This window comes from Clostridium sp. AF28-12 (assembly GCF_003435225.1).
Lineage (GTDB): Bacteria > Bacillota > Clostridia > Lachnospirales > Lachnospiraceae > Pilosibacter > Pilosibacter fragilis.
Map to the genome: position 1 here is coordinate 1 of NZ_QWGJ01000014.1, position 2,790 is coordinate 2,790.

Consider the following 2,790-nt stretch of genomic DNA (forward strand, 5'->3'; position numbering starts at 1 on the left):
GCGCGTCCAGAAGCGCCGCTTTTCATCCGAAAGCGGTGCGCGGGCATTTTGGGAATCCGGCTTTGGCAAGCCGGTAAAGAAAAGTATCAAAGACGTGAAAAATGTCACTTTAGCGTCATTCGGTTTACCCCGGAGGGAAACCACAAGGGGGACAATAGCGTACCGAAAAAATCGCAAGTTGGGGAAACCATCTACCCACGACTGAGCGGCAAGACGCAACATTGTGAATGAGGAACAAGGCTAAACTGCTTTAAGGGCAGTCCGAGGCGGGATACTCGACCCGGCGGCGCAGGATGGTTGTATTCGCCGTATGTCATAGCAGAATGTGACAGGTAGACACAGACCGCACGATACTTATGACAGCCAGCCGCAATAAGCGGAAAAGGACGAAAACCCATTACCGACATCACAATACGCTTTTCCCAAGGTGTCTAACTGGAGATTGCCTAAACCGGAGTGCCGGGATTATCCGGCTATGCGTAATGCCGCAAGGTGAAAAATTTCAAGGGGTAAAAACCCAAGAAAGATGACGCTGAATATCCGGCATGGCAACGGAGCCTCCGTAGTAGTCCGAGGGCGGGAAAGCCGTCTACATGGCGAAGGGAGGCAGGATGTCAACCAATTCATAAAAAGGAAAGGTGCGTGAGGCATTATGAGAAGTCCTGAAAATGTGTTGGAAAGCCTAAAATCCAAGGCGTGTAATAAGAGTTACAAGTACGAGCGGTTATACCGCAATCTGTACAATCCACAATTCTATCTGCTGGCATACCAGCGGATACAGGCGAAACCAGGCAACATGACAGCCGGAACAGACGGCAAAACCATTGACGGTATGGGAATGGCAAGGATAAACGCCCTCATTGAAAAAATGCGTGATTTCAGCTACCAGCCCAACCCGGCGAGGAGAACGTATATCCCGAAATCCAATGGGAAAATGCGCCCTCTGGGGATACTGTCATTCGACGATAAACTGATACAGGAGGTGGTGCGGCTCATCTTAGAGAGCATCTATGAGCCAACTTTCAGCGACTACTCCCACGGTTTCCGCATAAACAAAAGCTGCCATACGGCACTCAAATATGTACAGAAATATTTTACGGGGACAAAGTGGTTCGTTGAGGGGGATATAAAGGGCTGTTTTGACAATGTAGACCATCATGTGCTGATTGACATTCTGCGGAAGCGGATTGCAGACGAACATTTCATTGGTCTGCTATGGAAGTTTCTGAAAGCCGGATATATGGAGGACTGGAATTATCACAATACCTACTCCGGCACTCCCCAAGGCTCTATCATCAGCCCCATCCTTGCAAATATCTATATGAACGAACTGGACAACTATATGGCAGAATACGCAGAGAAGTTCAACTGCGGAAACCGCCGTAAAATCAATCCTGCGTTCAAGAAGAAGTTGGATGTTTGCCGGGGAAAAGAGCAACGGCTTAAAAGAAATCTCTCTAAAATGAGCGAGAAAGAAAAAGAGGGCTTAATTGCGGAAATCCGGGAACTGCGGCGCAGTCTGAAATCCATGCCATACAGTGACCAGATGGACGACAGCTATAAGAGGATTTGCTACGTCCGGTATGCGGATGATTTTCTGATAGGAGTTATCGGCAGTAAAGAGGACGCAGAACAGGTAAAACAAGAAGTAGGCTGTTTTATCCGGGAAAAACTTCATCTGGAAATGTCCGGGGAAAAGACTCTGATTACCCACGGACATGATTTTGCAAAGTTTCTGGGATACGAGGTCACAATCGCCAAGGGCGAGTACAGCAAAAAGACCAAAACCGGGGCTACCAGACGAGTGAACAACGGAAAAGTCTTGCTCTATGTTCCCCATGATAAATGGGTAAAACGCCTGCTCTCCTACAATGCCCTCAAAATTAAATACGACAAACAGAACGGAAACAAAGAGGTTTGGGAACCTGTCCGGCGCACCCGCCTGTTGCACCTGGACGACCTGGAAATCCTAAACCAGTACAACGCAGAAATCCGTGGATTATACAACTACTACCGGCTCGCAAACAACGTGACCGTACTCAACAACTTCTACTATGTAATGAGATACAGTATGCTCAAAACTTTCGCCGGAAAATATCGGACACGAATTAGCAGAATTATTCGCAAGTACCGTCAAGGAAAAGACTTTGTTGTGGAGTATCCGAAGAAAAATGGCAAAGTGGGTAAAGTGCTGTTCTACAATAATGGGTTCCGCCGGAATACCAAAGTCGAAAGCGGCAACCCCGACATAGTGGCAAGAGTGGTTGAGAACTACGGGTGCAACAGCCTGATTAAAAGGCTACAAGCGAACAAATGCGAGTGGTGCGGCACAGAGAATGTGCCGCTTGAGATACACCATGTACGAAAACTCAAGGATTTGAGTGGCAGGAAACAATGGGAAATCGCCATGATTGGGCGCAGACGCAAGACAATGGCACTCTGCATTGACTGTCACGATAAGTTACACGTAGGGAAATTAGACTGACATCTGGAGAGCCGGATACATCGAGAGGTGTAAGTCCGGTTCGGAGGGGAGTTCTCGGAAACCTGCCATAGTGATATGGTAAGGCGTCGGGTTCTTACCCTACTTGTAACTTCGGTGGCTCCTGTTCCAATGGCTGCAATGATGGGCAAAGAATGGGGCGGTATGGGACAGAATTACCTCCGATCCCTGCTGGCGCTGGGCTTTCAGGCGTTTCTCATTATCGTCTGCGTGGCAATTTATGCTGTGCTGGTGCAGAACATCGCTCTGGAAGATGACATCATCATGGCAATCTGGAGCTGCGTGGG

Annotated in this window: 2 protein-coding genes and 1 pseudogene; all 3 read left to right on the forward strand. The window is 48.3% G+C overall.

Annotated elements, in window-relative coordinates; translation table 11 throughout:
* A partial coding sequence (locus DWY93_RS17305; protein ID WP_207658702.1) for a hypothetical protein occupies positions 1 to 231 on the forward strand: 231 nt, incomplete at its 5' end.
* Between the two features lie 421 nt (positions 232 to 652).
* Positions 653 to 2,485, forward strand: coding sequence for a reverse transcriptase/maturase family protein (locus DWY93_RS11855; RefSeq protein ID WP_117471387.1), 1,833 nt, complete (start codon positions 653 to 655; stop codon positions 2,483 to 2,485).
* An 87-nt stretch (positions 2,486 to 2,572) separates the two neighbouring features.
* Positions 2,573 to 2,790 (forward strand): annotated as a pseudogene (locus tag DWY93_RS17515) (hypothetical protein); the annotation flags it as partial.

Bases quoted from the DNA above. Each gene is read 5' to 3' on its own strand.
- DWY93_RS11855 (WP_117471387.1), top strand. From the start codon at position 653: ATGAGAAGTCCTGAAAATGTGTTGGAAAGCCTAAAATCCAAGGCGTGT.